We start from the raw sequence: 26,721 nt of genomic DNA on the forward strand, positions 1-26,721 counted from the left end.
AGGATCACGCATACCGAGGACAGGAGCCAGCTCTCGTGCCCGAGTCGAAGTCCCGCAAGAAGCCAGTCAAGGTCAAGGTCCCGCAGGTGAAGAAGCCTGACACGGGCAACCCGCGCTGGCTCGTCCCGACCATGCTCACCCTGATGCTGCTCGGCCTGGCCTGGATCGTCCTGTTCTACCTCACGAGCAACGGGCTCGGCCTGCCGATCCCGGGCCTGCACCAGTGGAACCTGGCGATCGGGTTCGCGCTGATCATCGCGGGCTTCGTCCTGACGACTCGCTGGAAGTAGGACCCTCGCCCGGTCCGGGCGGAGAGACGTGCTCGGGTGGGTCCGCAGTGCTGCGGACCCACCCGTCGCCTGCCGGGATACCCACAGGACACGTCACCCTGTGGATAACTACACCGGTGTAGTTCCACAGGTGTGAGTAAGTCTGTGGATAACTATTCGAGGTCGAGTAGTCGGCTCAGAAGAACACGATCTCGGGGACCGACGCGTACTTGAGGACCGTGAGCGCCACCAGGGCGACGGCGACGAGCACGGTCACCCCGACGCTCCACAGCGTGCGGCGCGCCTTGGGCGCGTAGGCGTACCCCGCCCCGAGGATCAGCCCGACGGCGAGCCCACCCAGGTGCGCCTGCCACGCGATGTTGGTGCCGGGGATGAAGCCGATCGCGACGTTGATCCCGATCAGCACGAGGATCTGGGTCGCGTTCCGGCCGAGACGCCGCAGGACGAGCAGGATCGCACCGAAGAGCCCGAAGACCGCACCGGACGCTCCCACGACGGCGGTGTACCAGCTCTGGGTCGTCGGGTCCGCGAGCAGCAGGACCCCGACCGAGCCCCCGAGCGCCGCGAGCACGTACAGCGCGACGAACCGCACCCTCCCGAGCATCTGCTCGAGGAAGGGACCGGTGATCCACAGGGCGTACATGTTGAACAGGATGTGGAAGACGCCCGTGGAGTGAAGGAACGCCGCAGTGAGGAAGCGGTAGGGCTCCGTCTCGCCGATGAAGGGCGCGAACGCCAGGCGCTGGGTCCAGTCACCGCCCGTCGCGAGCTGGAGCAGCCAGCTCCCGACGCACAGGGCGACGATCGTCAGCGTGACGACGGGGCGCCCACCACGGACCGTGCCCCCCAGAGCCGTCTGGGTCCGCGGGACGCCGCGTGCCTGTTCCCGGACGCAGTCCACGCACTGCACGCCGACGGCAGCAGGGCGCTGGCACTCGGAGCAGGCCGGACGGCCGCAGCGCTGGCAGCGGACGTAGGAGACGCGGTCGGGGTGTCGGGGACACACCGGAGCCGGCTGGGCCGGCTCCGGTGTCCCGAAGGCGGGGACGGAGATGGTCAGTCCTCGATGGTGACCGAGGTGATGACGATGTCGTCGACCGGACGGTCACCCGGACGCGTCCGCGTCGTGTTGATCGCGTCGACCACGGCGCGCGACTCGTCGTCCGCGACCTCGCCGAAGATCGTGTGCTTGCCGTTGAGCCACGGCGTGGGGATCGTCGAGATGAAGAACTGCGACCCGTTGGTGCCCTCGACCTCGCCCGAGACCGGGTTGCGACGCGACCCGGCGTTGGCCATGGCCAGCAGGTACGGGCGGTCGAACTGGAGCTCGGGGTGGATCTCGTCGTTGAACGTGTAGCCGGGACCACCGGTCCCGGTGCCCAGAGGGCAACCGCCCTGGATCATGAAGTCCTGGATCACGCGGTGGAAGATCAGCCCGTCGTAGAACGGCGCGTTGCTCTCGGCGCCCGTGCGGGGATCCGTCCAGGTCGTGGTGCCCTTCGCCAGACCGGTGAAGTTCGCCACCGTCTTGGGCGCGTGGTTCGGCAGGAGCTCGATACGGATGTCACCAGCAGTGGTGTGGAGGGTTGCGAACATGACCTCATTCTCACACGAGGCCCTGTGGCCCCCGCCAGTCGCCCGACTGGTGTCGAACGCCTCGGCGCGCTTGTCTCGCGGGTCCCCTGGCACGGTGGCAGAGTGGAGTCCCAGCGAGCATCACCAGCACCGCGAACACAGGAGGCTCCATGTCCGACCGCACCCGCCGTTCCGCCCGAGTCGTGAACGACACGATCTCCTCGATCGACTCCGAGAAGATCAAGGATCAGGCAGCCGAGGTCGCCGCGCTCGTCGGCGACGCGGGCGCCAAGGCGCAGACGACAGCAGCCCAGCTCGCCGACCAGGCCAAGGAGTGGGGCCAGCCCAAGGTCGAGGCCTTCGTCGAGTGGCTCACCCCCCGCCTCGAGAAGGCGTGGCAGGACAGCCTGCAGGCGGCGGCCCCCCGCGTCGAGAAGGCTGCCGAGAAGGCCAGCCCGGCGATCGACACGGCCCACGACAAGCTGGTCGAGGAGGTCCTGCCCAAGATCGTCGCGAGCTTCAACGCCGCTGCGGCGGCAGCCGCCGAGGCCGCCTCCCGCAACGTCGAGGCCGCGGCCGCCGCGACCGTCGCGTCGGCCGCCGCTGCCGAGAAGCTGTCCCGGAGGGCGACGAAGAAGGCCGCCAAGGCCGCCAAGAAGGGGCTCGACACGTCGGCCGCCTCGGCCAAGAAGGCCGCCAAGGCCGCGCCGGCCAAGCTCACCGCTGCGGCCGACAAGGCCGACCCCCAGAAGAAGAGCAAGGCCCTGTGGTGGGTCGTCGGTGGCGTCACCGCCGCCGGCGGCGCCTACGTGCTGTGGCGTCGCGCGCAGCCCACGACCGACCCCTGGGCCGAGCCCTGGGACCAGGTCCCCGCCTCGACCTTCGAGGACGCGCGGGCAGCGGTCAACAACGCGGCCGAGGCCGTCGGCGAGGCAGCGGGCGTCGCGGTCGCCAAGGGCCGCGAGACCACCGGCAAGGTCCAGGAGGCCGTCACCGACGCAGGCGAGAAGATCACCGGCAAGGTCCAGGAGGCGGTGAGCGACGCCAAGGAGGCCACGCGCAAGGCGACGACCCGCGCCAAGGACGCTGCGCCGTCGGGCGACGAGGGGGACACGGCAGCCGGGGACGGCAAGAAGCCGACCGTCTGACACCTCGCCCCCACCCAGAGGTACCCGAGAGCCCCGACCGGCACGACCGGTCGGGGCTCTCGTCGTTCAGGCCGGTGCAGGCCCGTACCGCGGGACTCCGTGCGGTGGGCATGCGAAAGGCCGCCTGCCAGGTCCCAAGACCTGGCCGACGGCCTGTTCACTCTGTGGAGCCAAGGGGACTCGAACCCCTAACCCCCTGCTTGCAAAGCAGGTGCGCTACCAATTGCGCCATGGCCCCAGATCGCGCGGAACTACCCCGCAGAGACCGTCACTCGAAGGTGTCGGTAACCTCTGCCCACAGATCGCGCTCGTTGTTGTCCTCGGACACCTTGCGCCAGATCAAGAATCCGGCGCCGGCAACGAGCAGCAGTACGAAGAACTTCTTCATGACGTTCCCCCTCGGGTGGGTTTCCGGCAGTGGGCCTAAGAGGACTTGAACCTCTGACCTCTTCCTTATCAGGGAAGCGCTCTAACCGTCTGAGCTATAGGCCCTTGCTGTGCTGCGGCAGCGCTTGAGACTACCGCACTTCTCGGGGTGCGCCCAAACCGGGACATCGTCCGACGCGCTCCGAAGCAGCTCCAGGCCCTTCGGACGACGTCCCGGTATGGGGTGTTATGTCCTAGTCGTCCGTCAGTGTCAGGTGGATTCCGCCCACCATCGCCGCGACGATGTTGTAGATGAAGGCCATGATCGTGGACAGCGCTGTGATGAGCACCATGTTCACGATCGCGATCAGGGTGGACAGCGCGACCACCCGGTTGAACTCCACGAACTGGAGCACGTCGACCTTGGACTCCTCGCCCACGATGCTCCGGATCAGCGCATCGGTCTCGGTGAAGACCCCCATGCCGTCGAGCACGGTCCACAGGACCGCCGTCGCGACGACCGTCATGATCCCGATCGCCACGGCGAGCAGGAACGACAGCTTCATGACCGACCAGGGGTCGACGCGCGAGATCGCGAGCCGTACCCGCCGAGGCCCGTCGGCCGGGCGCGCCGCGGGCGTCGCACCCGTCGCCGGCTGAGCAGGCCTGGGCGCCTGCTGCGCAGCGGGGGCCGCGGCTGCGGGCGTCGCGCCCGTGACCGGGCTCGCCGTCCCGCTGAAGCCCGCCGCCGTGTAGTGCATGGCGGGCACCTCCTGCGTGCCTCCTGCAGGGGGTGCGCCGGCGCTCGTCGGGGTCTTGTTCACGCGTGGCACCGTTCGGTCGTCGATCTCGTCGGAGGACTTCTCGCTCTGCTTCGCAGGCGCGGGCGCCGGTGCGGGCTCGGCCAGCTTCTTGGCGGCCGCCTTGGCGGTCGCCATGGCGGCAGCGGCCGCCTTCAGCGCGCCGGACCGAGCGGTCGTGCTGCTCGGGGGCGGCGGGACGGGCGTCTCGTTCGCCCCTGCCACGCCCGACGGCGTCGCTCCCGTCGCCGGGGGAGGCGGCGGGACCGGAGCGCTCGCCCCGGTCTGGGCACCGTTGGTCGTCCCGCCCCCTGCGGTCCGTGCGGTGCCGTTGCTCGCCGGTGGGCGGGTGGCGGTGCTCGTCACCTCGTCAGGGCGCGGCGACACCGCCTTCGGCACGATCGTCGGCGGGGACTTCTTCTCGCTGCTCATCTACCATCCTCGGTGGCTCCGGGGGCCGCTTCCGACGAAGCCTCCTGCCCGGTGGTGCTGGCGGGAGAGGCTGCCTCGGACTGCCCCTGCTCGGACGCGTCCTCGTCCACGGTATCCCGATCCTCCCCCAGCCGACGTTCGACATTACGCGCAACGGCGATGATCTTGTCGTTCTTGTCCGGCTTGGCGAAGATGACGCCCTGCGACGTGCGACCCGTGGGCTTGACCTCGTCGACCGACGAGCGCACGATCTTGCCGCGCTCCATGATGACGAGCACCTCGTCGTCCGCGTCCACCACGAGCGCGCCGACCAGGTCACCGTTGCGCTCCGGCAGGTTGGCCACCTTGATGCCGAAGCCGTTGCGGCCCTGGACGCGGTAGTTGTCCTCCGTGAGCTGGGTCCGCTTGGCGATACCGCCCTCGGTGACCGTGAACAGGAAGGCGTCGTCACGGACCACGTCCATGGCCAGGAGGTCGTCCTCCTCGCGGAACTTCATGCCCGTCACACCCGAGGTCGAGCGCCCGAGGGGACGCATGGCGTCGTCGTCGGCCGTGAAGCGGATCGACTGCCCCTTGCGCGAGACGAGGATCAGGTCGTCGGTCGCGTCCACGAGACGGGCCGAGACCAGCTCGTCGGTGTTGCCGTCCTCGTCCTCGCGCAGGTTGATCGCGATGAGGCCGCCCGAGCGCGGCGAGTTGTACTCCGCCAGGCGCGTCTTCTTGACCAGACCACGACGGGTCGCGAGGACCAGGTACTCGGCGGCGTCGTAGTCGCGCAGGTCGAGGACCTGGGCGATCTTCTCGCCCGGCTGGAACGCCAGGAGGTTCGCGACGTGCTGCCCCTTGGCGTCACGCCCGCCCTCGGGCAGCTCGTACGCCTTGGCCCGGTAGACCCGCCCGAGGTTCGTGAAGAACAGGAGCCAGTGGTGCGTCGTCGTGACGAAGAAGTGGTCGACGATGTCGTCCTCACGCAGCTGCGCGCCGCGCACCCCCTTGCCGCCACGCTTCTGCTGACGGTAGTTGTCGCTGCGCGTGCGCTTGGCATAGCCGCCGCGCGTGATCGTGACGACGACCTCCTCCTCGGCGATGAGGTCCTCGATCGACACCTCGCCGTCGTAGGGCAGGATCGTCGTGCGACGCTCGTCGCCGTACCGCGCCACGATCTCCTCGAGCTCGTCGCCCACGATCTGACGCTGACGCTCGGGACGGGCCAGGATGTCGTTGAGGTCCTTGATCGCGGCCTCGAGCTCGGCGTACTCGTCGATGAGCTTCTGACGCTCCATCGCGGCGAGCGCGCGCAGCTGCAGAGTCAGGATCGCCCGGGCCTGGATCTCGTCGACCTCGAGCAGCGCCATGAGGCCCTCGCGAGCGTCCTCGACCGTGGCCGACCCGCGGATGAGCGCGATGACCGCGTCGAGCGCGTCGAGCGCCTTGAGGTAGCCGCGCACGATGTGCGCGCGCTCCTCCTTGGCCCGCAGGTCGAACCGTGCACGCCGCATGACGACGTCCATCTGGTGCGTCGTCCAGTGGCGGACGAACGCGTCGATGCTCAGCGTGCGCGGCACGCCGTCGACCAGCGCGAGCATGTTCGCGCCGAAGTTCTCCTGGAGCGACGTGTGCTTGTACAGGTTGTTCAGGACGACCTTGGCGACCGCGTCGCGCTTGAGCACGATGACCAGACGCTGACCCGTGCGGCCCGAGGTCTCGTCACGGATGTCCGCGATGCCCTGGACCTTGCCGTCCTTGACCAGGTCCGCGATGCGCAGCGCCAGGTTGTCGGGGTTGACCTGGTAGGGCAGCTCGGTGATGACGAGGCAGATCCGGTTCTGGATCTCCTCGACGTTCACGACAGCGCGCATCGTGATCGAGCCACGCCCCGTGCGGTACGCCTCCTCGATGCCCTTGTGACCGAGGATCGTCGCGCCGGTCGGGAAGTCGGGGCCCTTGATCTTGGTCAGCAGCACCTCGAGGAGCTCCTCCTTGGAGGCCTCCGGGTGCTCGAGGTGCCACTTCACGCCGTCCGCGACCTCGCGGAGGTTGTGCGGCGGGATGTTCGTGGCCATGCCGACCGCGATCCCGGCCGAACCGTTGACCAGCAGGTTCGGGAAGCGGGACGGCAGGACGACGGGCTCCTGCGTGCGACCGTCGTAGTTGTCCTGGAAGTCGACGGTCTCCTTGTCGATGTCCCGGACCATCTCCGTGGCCAGCGGCGCCATGCGGCACTCGGTGTATCGCGGCGCGGCCGCCGGGTCGTTGCCGGGGGAACCGAAGTTCCCCTGGCCGGCTGCCAGCGGGTAGCGCAGCGACCAGTCCTGGACCAGACGCACCAGGGCGTCGTAGATGGACGTGTCACCGTGCGGGTGGAACTTGCCCATGACGTCGCCGACGACACGGCTGCACTTGGAGAACGCCCGGTCGGGGCGGTATCCACCGTCGTGCATCGCGTACAGGACACGACGGTGGACGGGCTTGAGACCGTCACGCACGTCCGGGAGCGCGCGACCCACGATGACGCTCATCGCGTAGTCGAGGTACGAGCGCTGCATCTCGAGCTGCAGGTCCACCTGCGCGATCCGGCCGTGCTGCACCGCGACCGCGCCGTCGGCCGGCGTCGCCTCGGTCCCGTCCCCGGGAAGGGTCCCCTGGTTCTCGTCCTGCTCGGGAGTCTCGTCCGTCACCGTCGTCTACCTCGTCCTGTCGTGGTCCTGCTGGGTGGTGAAGCTGAGTCGTCATGGCACGGAGCCCGTGCCCGCGCCAGCGGGTCCCGCCCTCTCGGACGGTCCGCCGGCGCCGGTGGCTGTGCCGGGTCCGGGCCCGGTTCTCGCGCCGGGCCCGGGGTCGGGCCGGGCGCCGCGAGCGGCCGGGTCGAGGACCCGACCGCTCCGTGGCACCGACCACGACCGCACGCTAGATGTCCAGGAACCTCACGTCCTTGGCGTTGCGCTGGATGAAGTTGCGGCGCGACTCCACGTCCTCGCCCATGAGGATCGAGAAGATCTCGTCCGCGGCAGCGGCGTCGTCGAGCGTGACCTGGTTGAGCGTGCGGTGCTCGGGATCCATGGTCGTGTCCCACAGCTCCGAGTAGTCCATCTCGCCGAGACCCTTGTAGCGCTGGATCCCGTTCTCCTTGGGGATGCGCTTGCCCGCGGCCTGACCGGAGAGCAGGAACGCGTCGCGCTCCCGGTCCGAGTACACGTAGTCGTGCGGCGCGTTGGACCACTTGAGGCGGTACAGCGGCGGCTGGGCGAGGTACACGTGGCCGTGCTCGATCAGCGGACGCATGTACCGGAAGAGCAGCGTCAGCAGCAGCGTGCAGATGTGCTGGCCGTCGACGTCGGCATCGGCCATCAGGACGATCTTGTGGTACCGCAGCTTGGCGATGTCGAAGTCCTCGCCGATGCCGGTCCCGAAGGCCGTGATGAGCGCCTGGACCTCGTTGTTGCCCAGGGCCCGGTCGAGGCGCGCCCGCTCGACGTTGAGGATCTTCCCGCGCAACGGCAGGATCGCCTGGTTGTGCGGGTTGCGTCCACGCACCGCCGAGCCACCTGCCGAGTCGCCCTCGACGATGAAGACCTCGCACTCTTCCGGCCGGTTCGACTGGCAGTCCTTGAGCTTGCCCGGCATGCCGCCCGACTCGAGCAGGCCCTTGCGGCGGGTCGCCTCGCGCGCCTTGCGGGCCGCGAGCCGCGCCTGCGAGGCCTGGATCGCCTTGCGGATGATGTCGCGCGCCTCGGTCGGGTGCGAGTCGAACCAGTCCGTGAGCTGAGCGCGCACGACACGCTGGACGAAGGACTTGGCCTCGGTGTTGCCGAGCTTGGTCTTCGTCTGCCCCTCGAACTGCGGCTCGCCGAGCTTGATCGACAGGACGGCCGTGAGGCCCTCGCGGATGTCGTCACCCGTGAGGTTGTCGTCCTTCTCCTTGATGATGCCCTTGGCCCGCGCGTACTCGTTGACCAACGAGGTCATGGCCGCACGGAAGCCCTCCTCGTGCGTGCCGCCCTCGGTCGTCGAGATCGTGTTGGCGAACGTGTGCACGGACTCGGAGTACGAGCCGGTCCACTGGAGCGCGATCTCGACCGAGATGCGCCGCTCCTTGTCCTCGGACTCGAAGTCGATGATCTCGTCGTGGATCAGCTCGACCTTCTTGGCCGAGTTGAGGTGCTTCACGTAGTCCACGAGCCCGTCGTCGTACTTGTACGACACGACGCGGGGCTTGAACTCGTCCTCGCCCTCCGGAGCCGCGACGAGGTCCTCCGCGGGGTCGGCGACCTGACCCGTGACCTCGTCGTCGGTGTCGAGGAACTGGCGGCGCTCGTCCGTGAGCGTGATGCGCAGGCCCTTGTTGAGGAACGCGTACTGCTGGAAGCGCGAGCGCAGCGTCTCGAAGTCGAACTCGGTCGTCTCGAAGATCTCCGGGTCGGCCCAGAACGTCTGGGTCGTGCCCGTCTCGGTCGTCGCCTCGCCCTTGACGAGCGGTCCGTCCGTCTTGCCACCGTCCTTGAAGCGCTGGCTCCAGGTGTAGCCGTCGCGCTTGACGACGGTCTGGACCTTGCGCGACAGCGCGTTCACCACGGAGATGCCCACACCGTGCAGACCACCCGAGACCGCGTAGCCGCCACCGCCGAACTTTCCGCCGGCGTGCAGGATCGTCATGACCACCTCGACCGTGGGCTTCCCCTCGGTCGGGTGGATCGCGACGGGGATGCCGCGGCCGTTGTCCGTGACTCGTACACCTCCGTCTTCCAGAAGTGTCACGTCGATCGTGTCGGCGTACCCCGCGAGGGCTTCGTCCACAGAGTTGTCCACAACCTCGTACACGAGGTGGTGGAGTCCGCGCTCACCGGTCGACCCGATGTACATACCGGGTCGCTTGCGCACCGCCTCGAGGCCTTCGAGGACCGTGATGTTGCTCGCGTCGTACGTGCCGCCAGAGGGATCCCGGTCCACGCCCGGCCCTCCACCACTCTCCGGGGGCAGGCTGGAAGGGACGTTGTCTGTGTGGTCTGCCACGGGCGGAAGCGCTCCTCGTCATCATGCACGCGACAGGTTCACCCGCTGGGGAGGATCGCTGCACGGCTCATCGGTTCCGGCTCGCGCGGTGCACCAGTCGGTGCGTGCGGAGGTACCCGGAATGACCTCTCCATTCTACCTGGGAGGTGGCCGAAACAGCGGATTATGAGGCCCTGGAGGCAAGTTCTCCACAAGGTTCTCCACAGGGTGGGGGATCTATCCACCGACGATGCGGGTCCGCGGGGCCTCTGGGTGGGCAAACCAGGTCGAATCGGGCAGCGTGTCAGCCGTACGTGTCGCGCGGTCCACGGCCCCGGACGGACTTCGGTCCGCGCCGGAAGCTCGGTCCGGTCGGGCCGAGGACCGTCACGGTCTCCACGACTCCCTCGCCGACCTCCTGGGCCAGACGTTCGAGCAGCCGAGGCGTCAGCAGGCGGACCTGGGTGGCCCACGCGGTCGAGTCCGCGCGGACGACGAGCACCTTGTCCTCGAAGGTCTCCGGCTCGCAGTGGTCGGCCACCTGGTCGCCGACCACCTCGCGCCAGCGCCCGATCACCCCACCGACCGACACGTCCTGGACCCAGCCGCGTTCGTGCAGGAGCCGCTGCACTACCGCCCCGAACGTCTGCGGGTCCCGGCCCCCCGGGCGCGCACCTGTGGACGGCGGAGGGTCCGCCAGGACGCGTCGCGACGGCTGACCCGGCCGGATGCCCTTCGCCCGTGCGGCCGCGCGCGCACGGTTGAGCGCCTCGCGCGCGACCTGTGCAGGAGGAGTGAGGTCCACGACCTCGCCGACAGGCAGACCCGGGGGACGGCGGTGCTCCTCGTCCTCGCCGTCCTTCGCGGGCTCCTCGGCCTCACGCACGCCTGGTCACCTGACCGTCGTGCACGTCGAGCCGCAGCCCCGAGAGCTGCGCGGGCACGTCCTCGGGCACGGCCGCCGTGATGATGACCTGGTGGGCACCCGCGACGAGGTCGGCGAGCTTGTTGCGGCGACGCACGTCGAGCTCCGCGAACACGTCGTCGAGCAGGAGGACGGGCTCGCCGTCGGGCCCCCAGTCCGGCGACCACAGGAGCGAGCCCGCCGCCTCCGGGGCCCCGTCCGTGAGGAGCCGGTACGACGCGAGGCGCAGCGCGAGCGCGAACGACCACGACTCGCCGTGGCTCGCGTACCCCTTGGCGGGCAGACCGCCCAGGGTCAGGACGAGGTCGTCCCGGTGCGGGCCGACGAGGCACACCCCGCGCTCGATCTCCTTGCTGCGCAAGGAGGCCATGGCCTCCAGGAGCTGGGCCTCGAGGGACTCGACGGTCTGCGGCCGGCCGTCCTGCCCGACGGCGTCGCCCACGTCCTCGAGGGCGGCCGCGACCGAGGACCGGTAGGCGATGTGCGCCTCGCCCTGCCCCGAGCTGACCTGCTCGTACGCGGCGGCGGTGTAGGGCTGGAGCGCCGCGACGAGCTGGAGACGCAGCGCGACGATCTCCGCCCCCGTCGCCGCGAGCTTGGCGTCCCACACGTCGAGCGTGCGCAGGTCCGGGGTCGACGAGCGCGACGCACGCATCGCCCCGCCCGCCGACTTGAGGAGCGCGCTGCGCTGGCGCAGGACCCGGTCGTAGTCCGAGAGGACCCCCGCGAACCGCGGCACCAGGAGCACCGCGAGCTGGTCGAGGAACCGTCGACGGCCGTCCGGGTCACCCTTGACCAGGGCCAGGTCCTCCGGGGCGAAGAGCACCGTCCGGGCGATGCCCAGGACGTCACGAGGCTTGCCCGCCGGTGCACGGTTGATCCGCGCACGGTTCGCCTTGCCCGCGGCGATCTCGATCTCGACCGTGCTCGCCCGGTCGCCCCGGACGATCCGCGCCCGGACCACGGCTCGTGAGGCCCCCGCACGGACCAGTGCCGCGTCGGACGGCACCCGGTGGCTGCCCAGCGTGGCGACGTACCCGATCGCCTCGACGAGGTTCGTCTTGCCCTGACCGTTGGGCCCGACGAACGCGTTCACACCAGGCTCGAGCTCGACGTCGACGGACGTGTACGAGCGGAAGTCGGCGAGCGAGAGGTGAGAGATGTACATCAGGTCCTACGGCGTCGGGTCGGTTCGTCTGGTCGTGCCGGTGCGGTCCGCCCACAGCAAGTGGACGGCCTGTGGAGAGGGCACCGGACGACGCCTACCAGTGTGCGGCCTCCCCGGTGCGACGACCTACCGGGCGATCGACGTCGTCGGGCAGGGAGAACCTCCGCCTCAGGAACCGCCGGCAGGCTTCACGGCGTGCCCGCCGAACTGCTGACGCAGGGCCGCGACCGCCTTCATCGCGGGCGAAGCGCCCTGACGCGAGGCGAACCGGGCGAAGAGCGCGGCCGAGATCACGGGGAGCGGCACCGCGCTGTCGATCGCCTCGTCCACGGTCCAGCGGCCCTCGCCCGAGTCCTCGACCCAGTCGCTGATCTCGCCCAGCTCCGGGTCCTCCTCGAGCGCCTTGACCAGGAGGTCCAGGAGCCACGACCGCACGACGGTGCCACGCGTCCAGGCCTTGAGGGTCCCCGGGACGTCCGTGACGATGTCCTTGGCCTCGAGCAGCTCGTACCCCTCGGCATAGGCCTGCATGAGGCCGTACTCGATGCCGTTGTGGACCATCTTCGCGTAGTGACCGGCCCCCACCGCCCCGGCGTGCACGAAGCCCTCCTCGCGCGGCCCCTCCGGGCGCAGCACGTCGAAGACCGGCATCGCGGCCTCGACGAGCGCCGCGTCACCGCCCACCATCAGGCCGTAGCCGTTCTCGAGCCCCCAGACGCCCCCCGAGACGCCGACGTCGAGGTAGCCGATGCCCAGCGGGGCGAGGTGCGCGGCATGCTCGGAGTCGTCCGAGAAGTGGGAGTTCCCACCCTCGATCACGACGTCGCCGTCCGTGAGCAGTCCCGCGAGCTCGGTCACCACGCCGCGCGTGACGGGCCCCGAGGGGACCATGACCCACACGAACCGCTGCCCCGGGGGCAGCGCGGCGACCAGCTCCGCGAGCGAGGCGACGTCCGAGACCTCGGGGTTCTGGTCGAACCCCGTGACCTCGATGCCGCCCGCGCGCAGACGGGTGCGCATGTTCGCGCCCATCTTGCCGAGCCCGACCAGTCCGATGTGCGTGACCATCGCGTGCCTCCGTACCGTAGAGCTCGAGCCGTGCGCGGCGTGGTCGCCGTCAGCTCGCGAAGCGGATGGGGACCAGCAGGTAGCGGTAGTGCGACGAGTCCTCGCCGTCCAACGACTCCTGACCGGTGAACTCGACCGGCTTGTTGGGGTGCGTGAAGCTCAGTCGGACGAAGTCCGTACCCAGCGCCCCCAGGCCGTCGAGCAGGAACTGCGGGTTGAACGCGACCGAGATCTCCTCGCCCACCAGGACGGCCTCGAGGGCCTCGGACGCCTGCGCGTCGTCCCCCTGGCCCGCGTCGAGCACGACCTGACCGTCCGTGAACGACAGGCGGATGGGGGTGTTGCGCTCGGCGACGAGCGAGACACGCTTCGCCGCGTCGATCAGCGGGGCGGTCGCCATGACCGCGTGGATGGGGGTCTCGTCCGGGAAGAGCCGGCGGACCGCAGGGTAGTCGCCGTCGACGAGCTGGGAGGTCGTGTGACGGCCCCCGGCCTCGAAGCCGATGAGGTCGACGCCCGAGCCCGCCGTGAGACCCACGTTGACCAGGCCCGAGCTGCCCAGGGATTTAGCGACGTCGTTGAGCGTGCGCGCGCGGACGAGGGCGACCGCGTTGAAGTCGGGGGAGGACGGGGTCCAGGTGAGCTCGCGCAGCGCGAGACGGTAGCGGTCCGTCGCGAGCAGCGTGATCCGCTCGCCGTCGATCTCCATGCGCACGCCCGTCAGCAGCGGCAGCGTGTCGTCGCGGCTCGCGGCCACCGTCACCTGGGCCACGGCGTGCGTCAGCTCGTCGCCCGAGACGGTGCCCGACAGCTCCGGCATCGCCGGCAGCGCCGGGTAGTCCTCCACAGGCATGGTGAGGAGCGTGAAACGGCTCGCGCCGCACGTGACGATCACCTTGTTGCCCTCGACCGCGAAGTCCACCGGCTTGGCGGGCAGCGCGCGAGAGATCTCCGCGAGGAGGCGACCGGACACCAGGACCGTCCCCGGCTCGACGACCTCTGCGGGGATCTCGGAGCGTGCGGACACCTCGTAGTCGAAGCTCGACAGCCCGATGGTGCCGACCGCGTCGGCCTCGATGCGTACCCCTGCAAGGACGGGCGCCGGAGGCCGCGTCGGCAACGTACGGGCCGTCCAGGTCACTGCGTCGGCCAGGACATCACGCTCAACCCGGAACTTCATCCCACACCCTCTCGTCCATGGATCGATCTTCACATGTCAGGCACTCGACCGCGCGGTACACAGGGGTGAGTTCGCTTGTGCATGAAGATCGCACGTCGCGTGTTCTCGCGTCACCCTCCTCGCCGTCGGGGAGGGCAAGACCTGTTCGGGTCGTCGTGCCCGCATGAACCCTACGCGAGACCCGGCGTTGCCCGGTACCTCTGGCACGCTCTGTGGATCGGTGCCCGTCCTGCGCCTGCCCGGGCTCGATGTGATGGCCGTCACAGATGCGAGATGAGGCAGCTCGAACGGCCCGGGACCAGATGAAGGCGTGTGGATTTTTCCTGCTTAGAGATCATTCGTCGTAGTCATCGGTGCTGTGCAAAGTGTGGAAAACGGGTCTTCGCGCAGGTCAGAGGCCGATTCTGCGTGTGGACGAAGTGGGTACGGGCCTGTGGGTAAATCGCAGGCACTGTTGACGACGAGTTGTCCACAGATCACCGTCCACCGACGGGACCTCCTCTGTCCACACGATGTGCCCCGTCGTCCACAGTTATCCACAGGTAGGTGCACAAGCTTGTGGGGGAGGCCCTCCGGCGAGCGATCTGTACACAGCACAGAGTGCCCTGTACACAGGCCGCTGGGGACGCAGTGATGCTGATCTGGGGACGGCCGGCGTCGAGCGGTGGACATACCCCCAGGCCTTGTGGACAACTATGGGGACAAGCGGATATCCACCGGCACTTGTACACATGGGCATGAACTGCCTGTGCATCCACAGGACTGTGGAGAGCCGTCATCTCGGGGACGCGCGCCGGCGTCGGGCCTCTGTGCACAGACGTAGAAGACCCGGCGGAAGTTCATCCACAGGAAAGCCGCTTAAGGTGCATAACAGGCAGCAGGCCTCCTTGCGAGCTGGGGACGATGACACCGGTGACATCAGTCCGAGGACGCCAGGCTGCTGGGTCTGCGGGTACCGGCGCTCCGGATCGGACGTTCTTCAGGCCGTGTGAACAGGCGCTGTGGACGACGTCCAGCCCGCGTGGACGAGCGCTCCGCTGGACGACTGGGCGGAGGTGTACGCGGAGCGCAGGGGCACCGTGTGCTGGGCGGAGGGGTGAGGTCACCGCAGCCCAGGTGGCAGGTGTTCGCCAGAGGCTGCGCTACGCACAAGGTGCGTCGACCTGGGGTGGGGCAGGGTGCGCCGCTCGTCGTGGGCCTGGCGAGAGCGCCCGAGGAACGAGGGCGCGGAGGGTTGAGCGGGGCACATCCCCACCCACCCCACCCAGGGCGACCCTCATCCAGCGAGCGCGACCGCTCGCGGCACGGCCGGGGCTCAGCCCCGGTGCTGCTGCTTGATCCTGCTCGTCAGCTCGGTGACCTGGTTGTACGTCGAGCGACGCTCGGCCATCTGCTCGGTGATCTTGCGGTTCGCGTGCATGACCGTCGTGTGGTCGCGGCCGCCGAACTGCTGACCGATCTTCGGCAGAGAGAGATCGGTCAGCTCGCGGCACAGGTACATCGCGATCTGGCGCGCGGTGACCAGGACACGAGAGCGCGAGCTGCCGCACAGGTCCTCGATCGTCAGGCCGAAGTAGGCAGCCGTCTGGGCGATGACGCTCGCGGGCGTGATCTCGGACGCGTCGTCGTCGGTGATGAGGTCCTTGAGGACGATCTCCGCGAGAGCGAGGTCGACCTGCTGCCTGTTGAGGTTCGCGAAGGCGGTCACGCGGATCAGGGCGCCCTCGAGCTCGCGGATGTTCGTCGAGATCTTCGAACCGATGTAGGACAGGACGTCCGTCGGGACGGCGAGGCGCTCGCTCGCGGCCTTCTTGCGGAGGATCGCGATACGGGTCTCGAGGTCGGGGGGCTGGACGTCGGTGATGAGACCCCACTCGAACCGGCTGCGCAGGCGGTCCTCGAAGCCGTTGAGCTGCTTGGGCGGCAGGTCCGACGTGATGACGAGCTGCTTGTTGGCGTTGTGCAGCGCGTTGAAGGTGTGGAAGAACTCCTCCATCGTCTGCTCCTTGCCCTGCAGGAACTGGATGTCGTCGATGAGGAGGACGTCGACGTCGCGGTAGCGGCGCTGGAACGCCCCGGCCTTGCCCTCGCCGATCGAGTTGATGAAGTCGTTGGTGAACTCCTCGGAGTTCACGTAACGCACCCGCACGTTCGGGTACAGGTTGTGCGCGTAGTGCCCGATCGCGTGGAGCAGGTGCGTCTTGCCCAGACCGGACTGCCCGTAGATGAACAGGGGGTTGTAGGCCTTGGCCGGGGCCTCGGCGACAGCGACGGCCGCGGCGTGCGCGAAGCGGTTCGAGGAGCCGATGACGAACGTCTCGAAGATGTACTTCGGGTTCAGACGGGTCGGCTCCGCGTGCGGGCGCTGCGGGACCGGTGCGGGGAGCATGCGCTCGCGCTCGGGCTCGACGTGGACCTGCATCGGCGGCTCGGGCACGCTGGCGGTGAGCGCCGCCGGCGACGGCGGTTCGGCGGCCAGCTCGGGGTCGACCGTGATCCCGAAGCGGACGTCCCTGCCGAGCGCTCCCGCCATCGCGGAGACGAGCTCGTCGCGGACCCGCGTCTCCAGGTAGGTTCGCGTCTGCTCGTGCGGGACGGCGATGAAGACGGTGTCGTCGAGGATCGCGAGCGGCTTGGCCAGCTTGATGAAGGCGATCTGGCGCGGCGTCATGTCGGGGCTGGCTTCGAGGACGGCGATGGTCTGAGCCCAGACGTCTGCGATGTTCTCGTCGGGGTTGGACACCAGGTGATTCCTTCGTCGTCGGGTGCTGCATGATGATCAGGATCAGTCTGGAGTGTGCCACGCGGACCCGTTATCCACATAGTTTTCCACAACCTGTGGGGAGTACTCGCAACGCTCCCGAGCATGGCGGCCGTCGACCGGTGGTCGGGTGATGGACGGTCGTTCGACAAGAGGGTGACGGCGCGGAGGGTGGTGCCCCGCTCGGCCTCTCTCGCGGGACTCGGCCTCTCACGCCAGGACCAGGGTAGACGTACCGGTCGCTGCACGACATATCATGACAGGCTCGGCGTCGTGGAACCCGGGTTTGACCCGAGGGGGGTCCGCGGCGTAACGTCAGACAGCCGTTCCAGGTACTTTCGCGCGCCCTCACGGGGGCGAATCCACGGACTGATCGTGGCGGGTACACGGGCGGCTGGGGTGCAGAACTGCATCCCTTCCAGCTGTAGCACTGCATCGTCGAGGACATAGACGGTGTACCTCCCCGACGTTCTTGGAGTACCTCGTGAGCAAGCGGACTTTCCAGCCGAACAACCGGCGCCGTGCGAAGACCCACGGTTTCCGGCTGCGTATGCGCACCCGCGCCGGCCGCGCCATCCTGGCAGCCCGTCGTCGCAAGGGCCGCGCCGAGCTCTCTGCCTGACAGCAGGTGCTACCCGCGGCGCACCGCTTGCGCCGTTCCGTAGATTTTGAACGGGCGGTGCGACGTGGCGTGCGCGCGGGACGATCGACCGTGGTGGTTCATCTCTCCCAAGACCCTGGGGGCGACGAGCCACCACAGGTCGGTTTTGTCGTTTCCAATGCCGTGGGCAACGCCGTGCACCGAAACACAGTGAAGCGGCGCCTGCGCGCCGCGTCTTCGGCGTACCTCGACGCACTGCCGCCACGGTCCCGTGTCGTCGTGCGGGCTCTTCCGGCCTCGTCCGACAGCGACTACGCCCGGCTCGACCAGGACCTCGCGTCCTGCATCAAGCGCGCCGTCGCCCAGTGGGACCGTCGATCGGCCGACGCATGAGCGCCACGGTCCAGGCCGAACCTGCAGGGATCAACTCACCGGGCTGGATCGCCCGGTCGTGGCGGTTCGTCCAGCGGATCCCGCTGCTCGTGCTGGTGGGACTCATCAGGGCGTACCAGAGCGTCATCTCACCGATGACGGGTCCCACCTGCAAGTACTACCCCTCGTGCTCGCAGTACGCGCTCGTCGCGATACGACGGCACGGTGTGCTGCGAGGCGTACGGCTCGCCGTCTGGCGGCTGCTGAGGTGCAACCCCTGGAGCAAGGGGGGCGTCGACGACGTTCCCGAGGCGCTGAGGAAGCACTCGCACTAGTCCTCCTGCCGGCGACGCCGGTCAGGACCCAGTTTGTTGAAGGTTAGGGAGTAGTACGGATGGACTTCTTCGCGTTCCTCGCGCCGATCGAATGGGTCGTGGCGTGGATCATGTACCTGTGCCACCAGGGGCTCGTGTTCCTGGGCATGGGCGACGGCCCCGGGCTCGGCTGGGTCTTCTCGATCGTCGGCCTCGTGATCATCATCCGTATCCTGCTGATCCCGCTCTTCTTCAAGCAGATCAAGGCCTCTCGTGGCATGCAGATGCTGCAGCCCGAGATGCAGGCCATCCAGAAGAAGTACAAGGGCAAGTCCGACCCGGCGTCTCGCGAGGCCATGAGTCGCGAGACCATGGAGCTCTACAAGAAGCACGGCACCAACCCGTTCGCGTCGTGCCTGCCGATCCTGCTCCAGTCGCCGATCTTCTTCGCACTCTTCCGCGTGCTCAACGGCCTGGTGCCGATCTCCAACGGTGATGCCAAGGCCATCGGTCCGATCGACGCGAGCGTCGCGAGCGACATCGAGAGCTCGTCGCTGTTCGGGGCGCACCTCTCGGACATCTTCCTCAAGACCGACGACATGCAGGCGAAGATCGTCATCGGCGTCCTCATCGTCGCGATGTGTGCCACGACCTTCTTCACGCAGCGCCAGCTGACCATGAAAAACATGCCGAAGTCGGCGCTCGAGGGCCCCATGGCGTCGACGCAGAAGATGATGCTCTACGTCTTCCCCTTCATCTTCGCGGTCTCCGGCGTGAACTTCCCCGTGGGTGTCCTCGTCTACTGGACCACGACGAACCTCTGGTCCATGGGCCAGCAGTTCTACACGATCAAGCGCATGCCCGCTCCGGGATCCGAGGCCGAGCGTCTCATGAAGGAGCGCAAGGCTCGCAAGGCCGCAGCCAAGGGCATCGTCGAGGAGGCGGCTCCGGTCATCGAGCAGCCCCGCGGCCAGCGTCAGCAGCCCAAGCGCAAGGACCGCCAGAAGCCAGGCACGCCTCGCATCATCAACGGAACGACGGCTCCGTCTGCCGAGGTCAACGATGCCCCGGTCAACGATGCCCCGGTCGATGGTGAGACTGACGGTCCGGCCAAGGGGACCGGCAAGGGTTCCCCGAAGCCGAAGCAGCCGAAGAAGTAGCCCCAGTCCTGTTCCGAGAGCGCCGAGGTTCCTTCGAGACCCCGGGGTTCTCATGACCCCAAGGAGTCAGCAATGTCGTCGACCGACGCACCCGCTGCCGAAGATCACGCACCCGACGAGATGACGCGTCTCGAGGAGGAAGGCGAAGTCGCAGCGGACTACCTCGAGGAGTTCCTCGACATCGCCGACCTCGACGGCGACATCGACATCGACATCGACCACGGGCGCGCAGCACTCGAGATCGTCGCCGACGAGCCGACCTCGTTGCGCCACCTGGTGGGCAAGGAGGGGGAGGTCCTGGACGCGCTCCAGGAGCTGACGCGGCTCGCGGTCCAGGCACGGACCGGCGAGCGGAGTCGGCTCATGCTCGACATCGCTGGCTTCCGGGCGCAGCGCAAGATCGAGCTGACCGAGCTCGCGACCAAGGCGATCGCGAAGGTGCGCGAGTCGGGTTCCGAGCTGTCGATGGATCCGCTCAACGCCTTTGAGCGAAAGGTCGTCCACGACGTCGTCGCAGCAGCCGGCTTGAGCAGTGACTCGCGAGGCACGGACCCGGAGCGCTACGTCGTGATCCGTCCCGCTGAGGTTTCCTGACCTCGTTCGTCTCGTCTCCACAGCGGCCCGGTGTTTCACGTGAAACACCGGGCCGCTGTGTGTTGTAAACCGACGGTCGCCCGATGAGTTCATGTGAAGCCGAGATCGTTGCCAGGACGGGCGTCGCAAGGTGACCGGCACCCTGCGTCCCCCGCAGGGGAGCGTGGCCGCAGCCTGAGGTGTCCCCGGCTGTCGATCGCACTGCGGCCGATGCTCACGGCCGTCTACAAGGTCGAGACGCGGGACGAGGCACGGGCCCCCGCCGTGACGGTGGGACTGCACAGCGCCCCGAACACGACAGCAGCACGGCCCGATGACGACCCACGAACTGGTTGCCGGTAGGTGAGGCGGTCCCTGGGGGGTGACCGTCAGTTCCTGACGATCTCCCATCGCCTGCCAGTAGCGGGACGAGCAGGTTCGACGCTCGGTCGGCCCGCCTCGAGGTTCGCTCCGGAGGTCGCCACGGATCGGGGCACGAGAAGCACGCATCGCTCGTCGAGCATCGCGGAGGTCTGATCCCCAAGACGCAGCCGCGTTCGACGGCTTGTCGCCTGAGGCGAGTTGACGGTTCTGCCGGGAATCGCCGCGCTCGGCGGGGGTAAACGAGGGTCCCCGGGGCTCGGGTCGCCAGGGGTACGTGGAGGTTCACGGCGTGGGGGCTGATCGCACCGCCCATCCAACCCCGCGTGCGCGCAGGTTCCGCCGTCCTGTGCGAGATCCGGTGGTCGTTGGCACAGCGAGTTCTTGGGGCCGCGCCCTGCCCATCGCTACGCCTCCGGCTGCATCGAGACCACCTCGGCTCGACGTGTTGCCGGCCTGGCCGGGCATCGCGCCACAGCCGTGCGAGACGTGACACCATGGACCCGGACCGTTCGGCATCGTCCGACGTCCCCTGGGAGCTTGAGCACCGAAAGAGGAGTAGATGACCCACGAGATGAGCGACGCCGTCGAGGGCAGTGTTTCACGTGAAACACTCGCCGACTCTCCAGAAGTCCAGGCGTACTTCGGTGCGGCGTACCCGCTTGTCGCCCGCTTCGCAGATCTGCTGCACGACCAGGGGGAGCTGCGTGGGCTGATCGGTCCGCGGGAGGTCTCGCGCATCTGGGAGCGGCACATCCTCAACTCCGCAGCGGTGGTCCAGTTTCTTCCTGTGACCGGCACGATCGCCGACATCGGATCCGGTGCGGGCCTTCCCGGGATCGTCATTGCGGTGATGCGCCCTGACGCAGAGGTACTTCTGATCGAGCCGATGGAACGACGCTGCGCGTGGCTGTCCGAGGTCGTCGAGGATCTCGGACTCTCCAACGTCGAGATCAAGCGAGGGCGCGCCGAGGAGTATCACGGCGCCTTCCAATGTGACGCAGTGACCTCGCGTGCTGTTGCCGCCCTCGAGAAGCTGGCGCGCATGTCCCTTCCCTTGGTGGAGCGTGGCGGGGAGATGGTCGTCCTCAAGGGGCGCAATGTGGCGCAGGAGATCGAGCCGGCGCGCAAGGTGCTCCGCAAGTACAAGACGGAAGAGCCGGAGATTCTCGAAGCGTCGAGTGTTGACGGCGTCGAGCCGACAACCGTGCTCCGGATCCGGCGCACGCCTGTTCAGGTCTGAACGGTGCCCCTCAGGCCCTACGCGACGTGACCCCGCGTCCGTCACGTGGGAGCCACGGTGAGTGGAGACCAGGGGGAGGAGCGCACCGCATAGGGTGGCAGAGCCCGGGTCCCGACGGTGAGACTCGGTGACGACACGCGTCCGGCGGTCCATGAATGAGGCTGTGGTGGGGCGCATGCTGGAGTAGGTCAAGTGAGGGAGATGGGCGTGACTGAGAGTTCCGACCAGCAGCAGGACATCCCGTTCGAGAGTCGGGACATGACGTATCTCGCGAACGTTTCACGTGAAACATCCGAGGGCTACCCGTCGGACGCCGCGTTCGACGAGAGTCGGCGCGAGGAACTCATGGCGAGCCTCCCCGAGATGGATGACGACACCCCTCTGGCGGCGCAGCTCACGATCGATGCCCGTCGCCGGATCGATCTCCACGGGCGACGCTTCCCGCGTCCGGCTTCGACACGGGTCATCACCATCGCCAATCAGAAGGGCGGCGTCGGCAAGACGACGACGACTGTCAACCTGGCAGCCGGGCTCGCACAGGCTGGGCTCAACGTGCTGGTGATCGACAACGACCCGCAGGGCAATGCATCCACTGCTCTCGGGGTCGAGCATCGTGCGGGTACACCTTCGGTCTACGAAGTCCTCGTCGATGGCGCGCCACTTTCTTCAGCGGTCCAGCAGTGCCCAGACCTTCCGACGTTGTGGTGCGTGCCCGCGACGATCGATCTGTCGGGGGCGGAGATCGAGCTGGTCTCGCTGGTTTCACGTGAAACACGGCTGCGGAAGGCGGTCGACGACTTCCTGGAGGAACGTGTCGCCCAAGGCCTGGAGCCGATCGACTACGTCCTCGTCGACTGCCCGCCAAGTCTCGGTCTGCTGACCGTGAATGCCTTCGTGGTCGGGCGCGAGGTGCTGATCCCCATCCAGTGCGAGTACTACGCCCTCGAGGGGCTCAGCCAGCTCCTGAAGACCATCGAGCTCATCAAGGCGCACCTGAATCCGCGGCTGCACGTCTCCACGATCCTGCTCACGATGTACGACGGTCGCACCAACCTCGCGCAGCAGGTCGCCGCTGAGGTGCGTGAACACTTCCCCGAGCAGACCCTCAAGACGTCTATCCCGCGCTCGGTGAGGATCTCCGAGGCCCCTAGCCACGGTCAGAGTGTCATCACGTACGACCCGAGCTCCACGGGCGCTCTCGCCTACCTTGAGGCTGCACGCGAGGTCGCGGATCGCGGCCGCCCTGAACCCTTGCCTGTCCCTACCGTCGACGGAGCGTCTCGCAACGTCTCACGGCAGAACTACCTCGCCGAGCGATGGGCAGTGCTGCCTAGCTACCAGGAGGATGCACGATGAGTGAGAAGCGCCGTGGGCTCGGTCGTGGTCTCGGAGCATTGATTCCGACCAGTCCTGAGCGTGAACGTCCGGTGGACGTCTTCTTCCCCTCCGCGCCGCGTGTGGCGGAGTCCAGCCCCCCCGCGGGTCCGGACTCCGGGGGAGGGGAGACTGAGGAATCCGGTGCTCCCGTGCTGACCATCGAGCGCACGGATGCCGACTCGCCGGCCTCGCTCGGGGGCGTCGACGAGGTGGATCTCGTCGCGCTCACCAGCACGAGCACCGAGCAGGGGGTGGCACGGGCCGAGACACCCTCGTCGATCGAAGCGACCGGAGGCGACAGCGAGCCCACCAAGGCTGACGGCGCGCCGGCAGACGTTTCACGTGAAACACGTACGACGGAGACGACGGACGCTTCGGCCGAGCCGGCACCGGCCGACCTCGTGCCGGTGCCGGGGGCGACGTTCGCAGAACTGCCCGTGGGGCTGATCCGGGCGAACTCTCGTCAGCCACGCACCGTCTTCGACGAGGGCGAGCTCGACGAGCTCGTCGGCTCCATCAGGGAGATCGGCGTCCTGCAGCCCGTCGTCGTCCGCCGCGACCCCGAGAACCCCGGGGGCTACGAGCTCATCATGGGCGAGCGGCGCTGGCGGGCGACCCAGGCAGCGGGCCTGGACGTCATTCCCGCGATCATTCGCGAGACGGACGACGCTGACCTCCTGCGCGACGCGCTTCTCGAGAACCTGCACCGTAGTGCGTTGAACCCGTTGGAGGAGGCTGCGGCATACCGCCAGCTGCTCGACGACTTCGGCTGCACGCACGAGGAGCTGGGTACACGCATCTCCCGGAGCAGGTCGCAGATCTCCAACACGCTGCGCCTGCTGCGTCTGCCGCCACTGGTCCAGCGTCGAGTGGCGGCCGGAGTTCTCTCCGCCGGGCACGCCCGTGCGCTGCTCGGTCTGACGGATGGTGCGGAGATCGAACGCCTCGCTCAGCGCATCGTCTCCGAAGGGCTCTCTGTGCGAGCCACGGAGGAGATCGTCGCTCTCGGGGGACTGGATGCGAAGCGTCCTGTGGAGCGTACGCCGAGACCGGGCCAGCGCAGTGCGGCGATCGACGAGCTGGCATCCCGACTCTCGGACCGCTTCGAGACGCGCGTCAAGGTCGACCTCGGGAAGAACAAGGGCCGGCTGACGGTCGAGTTCGCATCGGTCGAGGACCTCAACAGGATCCTCGACCTCATGGCACCCCAGGATCCGGGCCTGCTGCGCCGGTAGGTGCCACTCGGGCAGATCCCCGACGTTCCACGTGAAACATCGGCCCCGATGAGCAGCTGCTCATCGGGGCCGATGACGTTCGTCGAGGAAGAAGCGGTCAGCGCTGGGAACCCTGACGCACCGCGCTCTGCGTCACGATCGTGCGGTAGAGGTCCCCTAGATCGCGCCCCGCAGCATGAACTGCCTGCGGGAACAACGAGGTCTCCGTCATCCCGGGCGCGACGTTGACCTCGAGGAAGTGCGGAACGCCGTCGGCGTCGACGATGAGGTCCGATCGCGAGAGGTCACGCAGGCCCAGAGCGAGGTGGGCGCGGACCGCCGTCTCCTCGACGCGCGCAGCGACCTCGGGAGCCAGTCGGGCGGGGGCGTAGTAGCTGGTGCGGCCCGGGTTGTAGCGGGCGTCGTAGTCGTAGGTGCCCTCGGTCACGATCTCGACTGCTGGGAGCGCCTCGGGGCCGTCCGGACCGTCCACGACGCTCACGGCGATCTCGGTGCCTTCGACGGCACGCTCGATAAGGGCGATGTCGCCGTAGGAGAAACAGTCGACCATCGCACGAGGCAGGTCCTCGGCACGGCGGACGAGCGTGACGCCCAGCGCGGAGCCCCCTCTGGTCGGCTTCACGACGAGGGGGAGCCCCAGGCGACCGACGATGGCGTCGAGCACAGGCTGAGCGCCAAGCTCGCGGAAGAGGCTCTGGGGGAGAGTCACGTAGTCCGGGGTCGAGAGGCCCGCGCCCAGCACGACGTTCTTGGCGATGGGCTTGTTCCAGGCGGCTCGCGATGCCCGGGGACCGGTCCCTACGTAGTCGAGGGAGAGCAGTTCGAGGACGTCGCGGATCGAGCCGTCCTCCCCGCTCGCGCCGTGCAGGAGCGGCCAGACGACGTCGGGCTTCTCCTCGGAGAGGAACGGGAGGAGGGACGCATCGACGTCGTGCACCGTCACCTCGAGGCCTGCACCACGCAAGGCGTCGGCGACACGGCGCCCCGAGCGGAGCGAGACGTCGCGCTCGTGCGACAGCCCCCCCGCGAGAACGGCAACTCGTTCGACAGGGCGCGGTTCGTTCTTCGAAGCGCCCCCGTCCCGCGAGGCGGGGTGATCGGCCGGCGCGAGCTCGGCGACGTCCTCGGTGACGATCTGTGATTCCGCAGCGGTACCCACGGTCTTGGTCCTCTCGACGTTCAGCAGGTTTCTCACGCGGGCAGGGGTGGCGCTCACGCGAGGTTGGGGCCAGGGTTCTCGACGTCGGTCAGGTCCGGGTCCTGGGCGCCGGAGGTGCCGAAGAGGTCCACGAGCTCGCGCTCGGCAGAGACGACCCCGGCGAACCGCCGGACCCCCTCCCTGATGCGCTCCGGCGTCGGGAAGCAGTACGAGAGACGGACATGGTCCGCGCCCGTCCCGTCGGCATAGAACGCCGTCCCCGGGACATAGGCGACGCGGGCCGTCACCGCGCGGGGGAGCATGGACCGCGCGTCGAGCCCGTCCGGAAGCTTGACCCAGGTGTAGAACCCGCCGTTCGGGACGTTCCAGGAGGCAGACGGGAGGTGCTCCGAGAGGGCCCCGATCATGGCGTCGCGTCGTTCCCGGTAGAGCTCGCGGAACTGCTTGATCTGGCCTTGCCAGTCACAGGTGTCGAGGTAGGTCGCGATCGCGAGCTGCGAGGCGTTCGAGGGGCACAGGATCGCCGACTCGCTGGCGAGCACGAGCTTCTCTCGGACGGCGTGGGGGGCGACCACCCACCCGACCCGGTAGCCGGGAGCGAACGTCTTGGAGAAGGAGCCCAGGTAGAGGACGCCCTGGTCGTCGAGCGAACGCATCGCGGGCAACGGGTCGCCGTCGAAGCCGAGCAGACCGTACGGGTTGTCCTCGATCACCAGCACCCCGAACCGCTGGGCGATCTCGAGGATGCGGGGCCGCCGCTCGACCGAGAGCGTCACGCCGGCAGGGTTGTGGAAGTTGGGAACGGTGTAGAGGAGCTTGACGCGCCGACCCTCGGCGGCCAGCCGGGTGAGGGTCTCCTCGAGGGCCTCGGGGATCAGACCGTGCTCGTCGAGCGGGACGTGGACGATGTCGGCCTGGTAGGACCGGAAGACGCCGAGGGCCCCCACGTAGCTGGGTGCCTCAGCGACGATGACGTCGCCCGGGTCGATGAAGATGCGCGTCACGAGGTCGAGAGCCTGCTGGGACCCCGTGGTGACCACGACGTCGTCCGGGTGGCAGTCGATGCCCTCGAGGCGCACGACGTCGACGATCTTCTCGCGCAGCGACTCGTCGCCCTGGCCCGAGCCGTACTGCAGCGCTGTGGTGCCGCGCGTCGCGACGAGCTTCTGCATCGCGTCCGCGATCACGTCGAGGGGAAGTCCCTCGAGGTAGGGCATGCCACCTGCGAGCGAGACGACCTCGGGGCGATTCGCGACCGCGAAGAGGGCGCGAATCTCCGACGCTCGCATGCCGTGGGCGCGCTCGGCGTAGGCGCCGAACCACGGGTCGAGGCGGGTGCCGCCCGAGGCGGCAGGCTGAGCGGGGTGCGTCGGTGTCGTGCTCACGCTCCCCAGTCTCCCACGGCGGATCGGTGGAAACCGTGAAGGGGCCGCTGACCGGACGACCGCAGGGAGCCTGTGGGACCAGCCCGTCACCGGCCGGCCCGGGTGACGGACAGCCCGTCCCGACCAGATGCCACCAGCGGCGAGCCCAGACGCCGGAGGGGCGGTCGGTCCACCGGACCGACCGCCCCTCCGGGACTGCCCGCAGATCGCGCGGGCGAG

The 26,721-nt window shown here is 68.5% G+C and carries 23 protein-coding genes and 2 tRNA genes; 10 read left to right on the plus strand and 15 right to left on the minus strand.

Annotated features, from left to right (window positions below; translation table 11 throughout):
* Positions 1–35: 35 nt before the first annotated feature.
* Positions 36–290 carry a cell division protein CrgA gene (locus ACZDYF_RS15405; protein ID WP_191791240.1) on the plus strand — a complete coding sequence of 85 codons (255 nt, stop codon included), beginning with the start codon at positions 36–38 and terminating at the stop codon, positions 288–290.
* Between the two features lie 175 nt (positions 291–465).
* Here ACZDYF_RS15405 and ACZDYF_RS15410 read toward each other — a convergent pair whose 3' ends face one another.
* Positions 466–1,191, minus strand: a complete 726-nt coding sequence (locus ACZDYF_RS15410) for a rhomboid family intramembrane serine protease (RefSeq protein WP_475058963.1) — start codon at positions 1,189–1,191, stop codon at positions 466–468.
* A gap of 155 nt (positions 1,192–1,346) precedes the next feature.
* Complete coding sequence (locus tag ACZDYF_RS15415) at positions 1,347–1,886, minus strand: peptidylprolyl isomerase (protein WP_191791239.1); 540 nt, start codon at positions 1,884–1,886, stop codon at positions 1,347–1,349.
* Between the two features lie 149 nt (positions 1,887–2,035).
* On the opposite strand from ACZDYF_RS15415, the gene ACZDYF_RS15420 reads away from it, so the two are divergent.
* The gene (locus ACZDYF_RS15420) at positions 2,036–3,013 is read left to right on the plus strand and encodes a DUF2231 domain-containing protein (protein ID WP_204806755.1); all 978 of its coding nucleotides are present in this window, start codon (positions 2,036–2,038) and stop codon (positions 3,011–3,013) included.
* A 165-nt stretch (positions 3,014–3,178) separates the two neighbouring features.
* Here ACZDYF_RS15420 and ACZDYF_RS15425 read toward each other — a convergent pair.
* The 11 genes from ACZDYF_RS15425 to dnaA form a co-directional block, all read right to left on the minus strand.
* A tRNA-Ala gene (locus ACZDYF_RS15425) sits at positions 3,179–3,251 on the minus strand.
* A gap of 30 nt (positions 3,252–3,281) precedes the next feature.
* The gene (locus ACZDYF_RS15430) at positions 3,282–3,401 is read right to left on the minus strand and encodes a DLW-39 family protein (RefSeq protein WP_210410998.1); all 120 of its coding nucleotides are present in this window, start codon (positions 3,399–3,401) and stop codon (positions 3,282–3,284) included.
* 30 nt (positions 3,402–3,431) lie between these two features.
* Positions 3,432–3,505: transfer RNA gene (locus tag ACZDYF_RS15435), tRNA-Ile, on the minus strand.
* 128 nt (positions 3,506–3,633) lie between these two features.
* Positions 3,634–4,611 carry a DUF3566 domain-containing protein gene (locus ACZDYF_RS15440; RefSeq protein ID WP_225227187.1) on the minus strand — a complete coding sequence of 326 codons (978 nt, stop codon included), beginning with the start codon at positions 4,609–4,611 and terminating at the stop codon, positions 3,634–3,636.
* Complete coding sequence (gene gyrA, locus ACZDYF_RS15445) at positions 4,608–7,289, minus strand: DNA gyrase subunit A (protein WP_372440668.1); 2,682 nt, start codon at positions 7,287–7,289, stop codon at positions 4,608–4,610. The genes ACZDYF_RS15440 and gyrA overlap by 4 nt, the downstream gene beginning before the upstream one ends.
* A 229-nt stretch (positions 7,290–7,518) precedes the next feature.
* Positions 7,519–9,558 carry a DNA topoisomerase (ATP-hydrolyzing) subunit B gene (gene gyrB / locus ACZDYF_RS15450; protein ID WP_307823900.1) on the minus strand — a complete coding sequence of 680 codons (2,040 nt, stop codon included), beginning with the start codon at positions 9,556–9,558 and terminating at the stop codon, positions 7,519–7,521.
* Between the two features lie 346 nt (positions 9,559–9,904).
* Positions 9,905–10,423: a DciA family protein gene (locus ACZDYF_RS15455; protein WP_225227219.1), complete on the minus strand. Its 519-nt coding sequence runs from the start codon at positions 10,421–10,423 to the stop codon at positions 9,905–9,907.
* Positions 10,424–10,478: 55 nt separating this feature from the next.
* Entirely contained in the window at positions 10,479–11,693 is a 1,215-nt protein-coding gene (gene recF / locus ACZDYF_RS15460) for a DNA replication/repair protein RecF (protein ID WP_400274949.1), read from the minus strand.
* 168 nt (positions 11,694–11,861) lie between these two features.
* Positions 11,862–12,761: a phosphogluconate dehydrogenase (NAD(+)-dependent, decarboxylating) gene (gnd, locus tag ACZDYF_RS15465; RefSeq protein WP_475058977.1), complete on the minus strand. Its 900-nt coding sequence runs from the start codon at positions 12,759–12,761 to the stop codon at positions 11,862–11,864.
* A gap of 49 nt (positions 12,762–12,810) precedes the next feature.
* Positions 12,811–13,941: a DNA polymerase III subunit beta gene (gene dnaN, locus ACZDYF_RS15470; RefSeq protein WP_138826994.1), complete on the minus strand. Its 1,131-nt coding sequence runs from the start codon at positions 13,939–13,941 to the stop codon at positions 12,811–12,813.
* Positions 13,942–15,256: 1,315 nt separating this feature from the next.
* Positions 15,257–16,684: a chromosomal replication initiator protein DnaA gene (gene dnaA, locus ACZDYF_RS15475; protein WP_191791235.1), complete on the minus strand. Its 1,428-nt coding sequence runs from the start codon at positions 16,682–16,684 to the stop codon at positions 15,257–15,259.
* A 502-nt stretch (positions 16,685–17,186) separates the two neighbouring features.
* Here dnaA and rpmH point away from each other — a divergent pair.
* From rpmH to ACZDYF_RS15515, 8 genes are all read left to right on the plus strand, one after another.
* Positions 17,187–17,324, plus strand: coding sequence for a 50S ribosomal protein L34 (gene rpmH / locus ACZDYF_RS15480; RefSeq protein ID WP_010849920.1), 138 nt, complete (start codon positions 17,187–17,189; stop codon positions 17,322–17,324).
* Positions 17,325–17,330: 6 nt separating this feature from the next.
* Positions 17,331–17,696 (plus strand): ribonuclease P protein component, encoded by a 366-nt coding sequence (gene rnpA, locus ACZDYF_RS15485; protein ID WP_475058985.1) that lies wholly within the window; start codon positions 17,331–17,333, stop codon positions 17,694–17,696.
* Positions 17,693–18,010, plus strand: a complete 318-nt coding sequence (yidD, locus tag ACZDYF_RS15490; protein WP_475058988.1) for a membrane protein insertion efficiency factor YidD — start codon at positions 17,693–17,695, stop codon at positions 18,008–18,010. The genes rnpA and yidD overlap by 4 nt, the downstream gene beginning before the upstream one ends.
* 59 nt (positions 18,011–18,069) lie before the next feature.
* Complete coding sequence (gene yidC / locus ACZDYF_RS15495) at positions 18,070–19,149, plus strand: membrane protein insertase YidC (protein ID WP_475058991.1); 1,080 nt, start codon at positions 18,070–18,072, stop codon at positions 19,147–19,149.
* A 72-nt stretch (positions 19,150–19,221) separates the two neighbouring features.
* Positions 19,222–19,743 (plus strand): Jag family protein, encoded by a 522-nt coding sequence (locus tag ACZDYF_RS15500; protein ID WP_191791231.1) that lies wholly within the window; start codon positions 19,222–19,224, stop codon positions 19,741–19,743.
* A gap of 922 nt (positions 19,744–20,665) precedes the next feature.
* Positions 20,666–21,346, plus strand: a complete 681-nt coding sequence (gene rsmG / locus ACZDYF_RS15505; protein ID WP_475058994.1) for a 16S rRNA (guanine(527)-N(7))-methyltransferase RsmG — start codon at positions 20,666–20,668, stop codon at positions 21,344–21,346.
* Positions 21,347–21,691: 345 nt separating this feature from the next.
* Positions 21,692–22,702, plus strand: a complete 1,011-nt coding sequence (locus ACZDYF_RS15510; RefSeq protein WP_191791261.1) for a ParA family protein — start codon at positions 21,692–21,694, stop codon at positions 22,700–22,702.
* Positions 22,699–23,958, plus strand: coding sequence for a ParB/RepB/Spo0J family partition protein (locus ACZDYF_RS15515; RefSeq protein WP_475058997.1), 1,260 nt, complete (start codon positions 22,699–22,701; stop codon positions 23,956–23,958). Before ACZDYF_RS15510 ends, ACZDYF_RS15515 begins: the two co-directional genes overlap by 4 nt.
* Positions 23,959–24,055: 97 nt before the next feature.
* Here the strand turns inward: ACZDYF_RS15515 and ACZDYF_RS15520 are convergent, their stop codons facing one another.
* Both ACZDYF_RS15520 and ACZDYF_RS15525 read right to left on the minus strand, forming a co-directional pair.
* Positions 24,056–25,153, minus strand: coding sequence for a D-alanine--D-alanine ligase family protein (locus ACZDYF_RS15520; protein WP_475059000.1), 1,098 nt, complete (start codon positions 25,151–25,153; stop codon positions 24,056–24,058).
* A gap of 17 nt (positions 25,154–25,170) precedes the next feature.
* Positions 25,171–26,502, minus strand: a complete 1,332-nt coding sequence (locus tag ACZDYF_RS15525; RefSeq protein WP_475059003.1) for an aminotransferase-like domain-containing protein — start codon at positions 26,500–26,502, stop codon at positions 25,171–25,173.
* Positions 26,503–26,721: the final 219 nt, after the last annotated feature.

This window comes from Oerskovia sp. PE-21s (assembly GCF_056158145.1).

Excerpts from the sequence above, each read along its gene's own strand:
- ACZDYF_RS15415 (WP_191791239.1), bottom strand. The coding sequence starts at position 1,886 with ATGTTCGCAACCCTCCACACCACTGCTGGTGACATCCGTATCGAGCTC.
- ACZDYF_RS15420 (WP_204806755.1), top strand. The coding sequence starts at position 2,036 with ATGTCCGACCGCACCCGCCGTTCCGCCCGAGTCGTGAACGACACGATC.
- ACZDYF_RS15430 (WP_210410998.1), bottom strand. The coding sequence starts at position 3,401 with ATGAAGAAGTTCTTCGTACTGCTGCTCGTTGCCGGCGCCGGATTCTTG.
- ACZDYF_RS15440 (WP_225227187.1), bottom strand. The coding sequence starts at position 4,611 with ATGAGCAGCGAGAAGAAGTCCCCGCCGACGATCGTGCCGAAGGCGGTG.
- recF (WP_400274949.1), bottom strand. The coding sequence starts at position 11,693 with ATGTACATCTCTCACCTCTCGCTCGCCGACTTCCGCTCGTACACGTCC.
- gnd (WP_475058977.1), bottom strand. The coding sequence starts at position 12,761 with ATGGTCACGCACATCGGACTGGTCGGGCTCGGCAAGATGGGCGCGAAC.
- dnaN (WP_138826994.1), bottom strand. The coding sequence starts at position 13,941 with ATGAAGTTCCGGGTTGAGCGTGATGTCCTGGCCGACGCAGTGACCTGG.
- yidD (WP_475058988.1), top strand. The coding sequence starts at position 17,693 with ATGAGCGCCACGGTCCAGGCCGAACCTGCAGGGATCAACTCACCGGGC.
- yidC (WP_475058991.1), top strand. The coding sequence starts at position 18,070 with ATGGACTTCTTCGCGTTCCTCGCGCCGATCGAATGGGTCGTGGCGTGG.
- ACZDYF_RS15500 (WP_191791231.1), top strand. The coding sequence starts at position 19,222 with ATGTCGTCGACCGACGCACCCGCTGCCGAAGATCACGCACCCGACGAG.
- rsmG (WP_475058994.1), top strand. The coding sequence starts at position 20,666 with ATGACCCACGAGATGAGCGACGCCGTCGAGGGCAGTGTTTCACGTGAA.
- ACZDYF_RS15510 (WP_191791261.1), top strand. The coding sequence starts at position 21,692 with ATGGCGAGCCTCCCCGAGATGGATGACGACACCCCTCTGGCGGCGCAG.
- ACZDYF_RS15515 (WP_475058997.1), top strand. The coding sequence starts at position 22,699 with ATGAGTGAGAAGCGCCGTGGGCTCGGTCGTGGTCTCGGAGCATTGATT.